This is a genomic window from Micromonospora sp. D75, assembly GCF_018070405.1.
Lineage (GTDB): Bacteria > Actinomycetota > Actinomycetes > Mycobacteriales > Micromonosporaceae > Micromonospora > Micromonospora chalcea.
The window spans coordinates 1-4,873 of record NZ_JAGPXV010000461.1 but is presented as its reverse complement, the minus strand read 5'-3'; the positions used below and the strand labels follow the sequence as shown (position 1 = coordinate 4,873).

The following is a 4,873-nucleotide window of genomic DNA, read 5'->3' as shown; positions in this document are numbered from 1 at the left end:
CGTCCTGGTGGCGCTTGCGCTCGGCGCGAGCGCGGAGCTGGTCGGCCGCCCGGAGCTGTGGGGGCTCGAGGTGGGCGGCGCCGCCGGGGTACGCCACGTGCTCGACCTGCTCCACGCCGACCTCGACCGGACGCTGACGCTGGCCGGCGTCACCGGGCCGGCCGACCTGCGCGACGACCTGGTCGCCACGGTGGCGTGCGGATGAGCGCCCTGATCGTCCTGCTGGTCCTGGCCGGGATCGGGTGGACCGTGCCGTACTGGCTGCCCCGCACCGTGGTCCGGCTGCGGGAGTGGGTGTTCGTCAGAGTCAACGGTGTCGAAGGCGTTCCGGTGCCGGGCCCCGTCGTCGGCATGGAGCACTTCGAGCGGGTGTACGCCGATCCTGCGGCGGACGGACGCAGCCGCGGGGCCGGGCTGTCGGACCTGTTCTGGTACTGGCTGGCGCCAGGACCGCACATGCACCAGGAACATCTGGAGCCGGGGGAGCGCTACCGCACCGTCGCCGCCACGACCCGGCGGGTGCTCGCGGTACGCCGCGAGCGCTGCGACGCTCTCGCCACCGCCGCCACCCGGCGGGTGCTCGACCGGTTGCCGGCCGACCGGACCAGCCACGTCCGGCTGCGTGACCTGATGATGCCGGTCTGGGCCGAGGTCTACTACGAGCTCGTCTTCGGCGAGGCGTGCCCGCCGCACGCGCGGGCGCTGATCGTCGCCAACGCCGACGACGTGGTCAGCGGGCTGAAGTGCACCGGACTGCGGCACATGCGCCGGCGCGAGCGGCTGACCGGGTATCTGCGCGACCGGATCGAGGCGGGCACCTGCCCGGTGACGCTGCCGCCGCCGTTCACTGCCCAGGAGACGGCCTGGTATCTCCAGGGCGCGTTCTTCAACACCGCCGTGGTGCAGATGTCCGAGGCGATGGCGCACGTGCTGCTCGCCCTCGCCACGCACCCCGACGTGCAGCGCGGACTGGACGGTGACGACGCGCTGGACCGGGTGATCGACGAGACGCTGCGGGTGCACCCGCTCTTCGGCGTCGCGCACCGGATCACCTCGGCGCCGATCACGCTGCCCACCGGCGTGTCGCTGCCGGCCGGAACGGTGCTGCTCTTCAACTACCTGGCGTTCCACCGCGGTGGGGCCGCCGGTGACGACCGGTTCGACCCGGACCGGTGGCTGACGCTCAAGCGCGGCGACGCGCACTTCATCCCGTACGGGGTCACCGCGAACCGCGCCTGCCCGGCCCGCGGCGTCGCGCCGGTGATGATGCGCGCCGCGACCCGCGAGGTGCTGCGCCGCTACGTGCTGACCTCCTCCGTCTCACACACCCGGTCGCTGCCCAGCCGGGGCCCGGCGTATCTGACACCGGTCGGGAGCCCCCCGCCGGGGCGGCTGCGGCTGGCCGCGATGCGGTCGCGGGACCGGTGGGCCGACGTGGGCCGCAGTATCCGGCAACTGGTGTTCGGCACCTGGATGGTGGTCGACGCCCGCCGGCAGCGGTTGTGCACCGACTACTTCGAGAGGGCTGTCCGATGACACCAACGGAGCTGGCGCCACGGTTCTTCATCGCGGTCACGGTGATCCTGATCTTCTGCAAAGGGGTCGCGTGGCTGCTCGGCAAGGCGGGCCAGCCCGCCGTGGTCAGCGAGATGCTCGCCGGCGTACTGCTCGGCCCGTCGCTGCTCGGGCTCCTCCTGCCGGACGTGCAGAACGCCCTGTTCCCGGCCCCCCTGCTCCCGGTCCTCTACATCGTGGGTCAGGTCGGCCTGGTGCTGTTCATGTTCCAGGCCGGATACGCGTTCAGCAGCCATCGGGTCACCGGGCTCGCCGGCACCGCCGGCGTGATCTCGCTGGCCGGGGTCACCGCGCCGCTGCTGCTGGGGGCGCTGCTGGTGCTGGTGACGGCGGGCGTTGTGCCGATCCAGGCCGACGGGACGTCACTCGGGGTCTCGGCCGCGTTCGTCGGCGTCGCCCTGGCCATCACCGCGTTCCCGATGCTGGCCCGGATCATCACCGAGAAAGGGCACGCCGGCACCCGGCACGGCACGCTCGCCCTGGCCAGCGGCGCGATCGACGACGTGGTCGCCTGGATCATGCTGGCCGCCGTGCTGGCGGTCGCGTCCGGCCGGGCCGGTCCGGCGATCGTCACCGCGGGCGGAGCGGTCCTGTTCGGGCTGGTGCTCTGGTTCGGCGGGCGTACGGCCGCCGCCACGCTGATGACCCACCGGGCCCTCAACGACCGCGCCCGGCTGCTCGGCACCGTCGCCCTGCTGTTCCTGGTCGCCTGGTACACCGACGAGATCGGGCTGTACGCGGTCTTCGGCGCGTTCGCGGTCGGCGTGGTGATGCCGCGCACCGACAACACCGACAAGGTGGTGGACACGCTCACACCGGTCGCCGCGACGCTCTTCCTGCCGTTGTTCTTCACCTACTCGGGCCTGCGTACGGAGTTCGGCCTGCTCGCCTCGCCGCCGGTGCTGTTGTTCGCGCTGGCCTGCGTGACGGCGGCGATCGCCGGCAAGTTCGGCGCCTGCTGGGCGGCGGCCCGGCTGCGGGGTGAGCCGTCGAGCGTCGCGATGCGGGTCGGCGCGCTGATGAACGCCCGTGGCCTGATGCAGCTCATCGCGCTGAACGTCGGGCTGGAGGCGGGCATCGTGAGCCCCGCCCTGTTCACCGTGCTGGTGCTGGTCGCGCTTGTCACCACGCTGATGACGACGCCGGCGCTGAGCTGGATCGAGCGCCGGGAGGCGCGGCAGCCCGACGGCGTACGGACGCCCGCGCTGGCGGTTTCAGATAGTTGAAGAGGCAAGTACTGACGCTTCCATCGTCAACCATCTATGAGATCGTTAACATATGCGGGGCGGAACATCGAACCGGCTGTTGCTGGTCGAGGACGACGCGGATCTGACCGAGATGCTCACCGAGACGCTCGGCCACGAAGGCTACCTGGTCGACCAGGCCTTCGACGGCCAGCGCGGGCTGCATCTCGGGCTGACCCGCCCGTACGACGTGATGGTCATCGACCGGATGCTGCCGGCGCTCGACGGCCTCGACCTGGTCACCCGCCTGCGCGCCCGGGCGGTCCCGGCCCGGACCTTGATGCTCACCGCCCTCGGCACCGTCGACGACCGGATCGCCGGGCTGGACGCGGGTGCCGACGACTACCTGGTCAAACCGTTCGACCTCGACGAACTGAGCGCCCGGGTCCGGGCGCTGTGCCGGCGCCGGCCCGAGCCGACCGACGTGCTGCGCATCGGCGCCGGGCGACTCGACCTGGGACCGCGCGAGGCGGTGCTGCCCGACGGCACCCGGGTGGCGCTGTCCACCCGCGAGTTCGAGCTGCTGCGGGTGCTGGCGGCCCGGCCGAACGCCGTCCATCCGCGAGCCGTGCTGCGCCGTAAGGTCTTCGAGGAGGCTGCCGGCGCGTCGATAGTGGACACGTACGTCTACTACCTGCGGCGCAAGCTCGGCCGCGCGGTGGTACGCACCGTGCACGGTCTCGGCTACCGCCTCGGGACCCTCTGATGGAGGCGGTCGAGAAGGCGATCGTCAGACGGGCCCGGCTACGGATCGGCCTGCTCGTCGGCCTCACCATCGGCGGCCTGCTCCTGCTGGCCGGCGGCATCTCCTACGCGGTCCTGGTCCGCGGCCAGGAGGCGCAGATCCAGCGTGAGCTGGCGTGGGGCACGGAACACGGGACGATCGCCGGGCCGCCCGCATGCAGTTGGATCTTCCGGTACGACGGCGCCACCGTGCTCACCGGCGCGAACCCGCCGCCACCGGGCTTCCCGTTGCACGACACGCTGGCCACCGTGGCGGCGAACCGGACCACCGAGATCACCACCGTCGCGCGTAACGGCACCACGTACCACGTACGCACCGAGGCGCGCGGCGACACCGTCGTCCAGGCGGTGTTCGACGCCCGCTTCCAGCTCTCCGACCGCCGGCACCTCCTGCTCGCGTTCAGCCTCGCGGCGGCGGCCGGGCTGCTCGCCGCCGTGCTCACCGGTGTCCTCGTCGGCCGCCGTGCCGTCGCGCCGCTCGCGGAGGCGCTGACCCGGCAGCGCCGCTTCGTCGCGGACGCCAGCCACGAGCTGAGGACGCCGATCGCCCAGGTGCACACCCGGGCCCAGCTGATCGCGCGCCGGGCACGCAACGACGGCGCCGCCACGAACCTGGACGACCTGGAACGGCTGATCGGCACCACGCGCCGGCTCGGCGAGATCGTCGACGACCTGCTGCTCTCCGCCCGGCTCGCCGCCGCGCCCGCCGACCGGGAGCCGGACCCGCCGGTCGACCTCACCGCGCTGATCGGTACGACAGTCGCCGCCGAGGGTGACCGGGCAGCCGAGCGCCAGGTCACGCTCGTCCTGGACGTCCCGGGTGACCCGCTGCCGGTGCCGGGTGTCGAGTCGGCCCTGCGCCGGGTCGTCGGCGAACTGCTGGCGAACGCGCTCGCCCACACCCCGGCGGGAGGCCGGATCACCGTGACGTTGCGGGCGGTGGACAACGCCGCGGAGTTCGTGATCGCCGACACCGGCAAGGGCTTCGACCAGGCGGACGCCCGGCGGATCTTCGACCGGTTCCACCGTGGCGCGGGCGCCGGAGACCGCCGCTTCGGCCTGGGACTGGCGCTGCTTCAGGAGGTCGTCACGAGCCACCACGGCACAATCGAGGCGGAGGGTCATCCGGGCCGGGGAGCCCGCTTCACGGTGCGCCTTCCCACGGCGGGATCGTCGGCTACCACGGGTCGGGCCGCGCGGATCAGGAACCTTCGGATGTGGCAGCTCGGCGCCGGTACGTGATCGCCGGACGGGACGGATCGCCACACCGGGACGCCGCGTGGTCGCGCCCCGCGCCCCGGCCGCCCCCG

At 72.9% G+C, this 4,873-nt stretch carries 5 protein-coding genes; all 5 read left to right on the top strand.

Annotation, left to right across the window (positions count from 1 at the left end; all coding sequences use genetic code 11):
- The coding region (locus tag KBX39_RS23115) for an alpha-hydroxy-acid oxidizing protein (RefSeq protein WP_210872476.1) at positions 1 to 205 on the top strand (205 nt) is incomplete at its 5' end.
- The gene (locus KBX39_RS23110) at positions 202 to 1,536 is read left to right on the top strand and encodes a cytochrome P450 (RefSeq protein ID WP_051611456.1); all 1,335 of its coding nucleotides are present in this window, start codon (positions 202 to 204) and stop codon (positions 1,534 to 1,536) included. The genes KBX39_RS23115 and KBX39_RS23110, both read left to right, overlap by 4 nt.
- Complete coding sequence (locus tag KBX39_RS23105) at positions 1,533 to 2,801, top strand: cation:proton antiporter (protein WP_064445490.1); 1,269 nt, start codon at positions 1,533 to 1,535, stop codon at positions 2,799 to 2,801. Before KBX39_RS23110 ends, KBX39_RS23105 begins: the two co-directional genes overlap by 4 nt.
- Before the next feature lie 52 nt (positions 2,802 to 2,853).
- Positions 2,854 to 3,525, top strand: coding sequence for a response regulator transcription factor (locus tag KBX39_RS23100; RefSeq protein WP_104112254.1), 672 nt, complete (start codon positions 2,854 to 2,856; stop codon positions 3,523 to 3,525).
- On the top strand, positions 3,525 to 4,805 hold the full coding sequence (locus tag KBX39_RS23095; protein WP_247660479.1) for a HAMP domain-containing sensor histidine kinase: 1,281 nt from the start codon (positions 3,525 to 3,527) through the stop codon (positions 4,803 to 4,805). The genes KBX39_RS23100 and KBX39_RS23095 overlap by 1 nt, the downstream gene beginning before the upstream one ends.
- Positions 4,806 to 4,873 lie beyond the last annotated feature (68 nt).

What these genes read in the sequence shown, in the direction of transcription:
- KBX39_RS23110 (WP_051611456.1), top strand. Translation starts at nt 202, where the DNA reads ATGAGCGCCCTGATCGTCCTGCTGGTCCTGGCCGGGATCGGGTGGACC.
- KBX39_RS23105 (WP_064445490.1), top strand. Translation starts at nt 1,533, where the DNA reads ATGACACCAACGGAGCTGGCGCCACGGTTCTTCATCGCGGTCACGGTG.
- KBX39_RS23100 (WP_104112254.1), top strand. Translation starts at nt 2,854, where the DNA reads ATGCGGGGCGGAACATCGAACCGGCTGTTGCTGGTCGAGGACGACGCG.
- KBX39_RS23095 (WP_247660479.1), top strand. Translation starts at nt 3,525, where the DNA reads ATGGAGGCGGTCGAGAAGGCGATCGTCAGACGGGCCCGGCTACGGATC.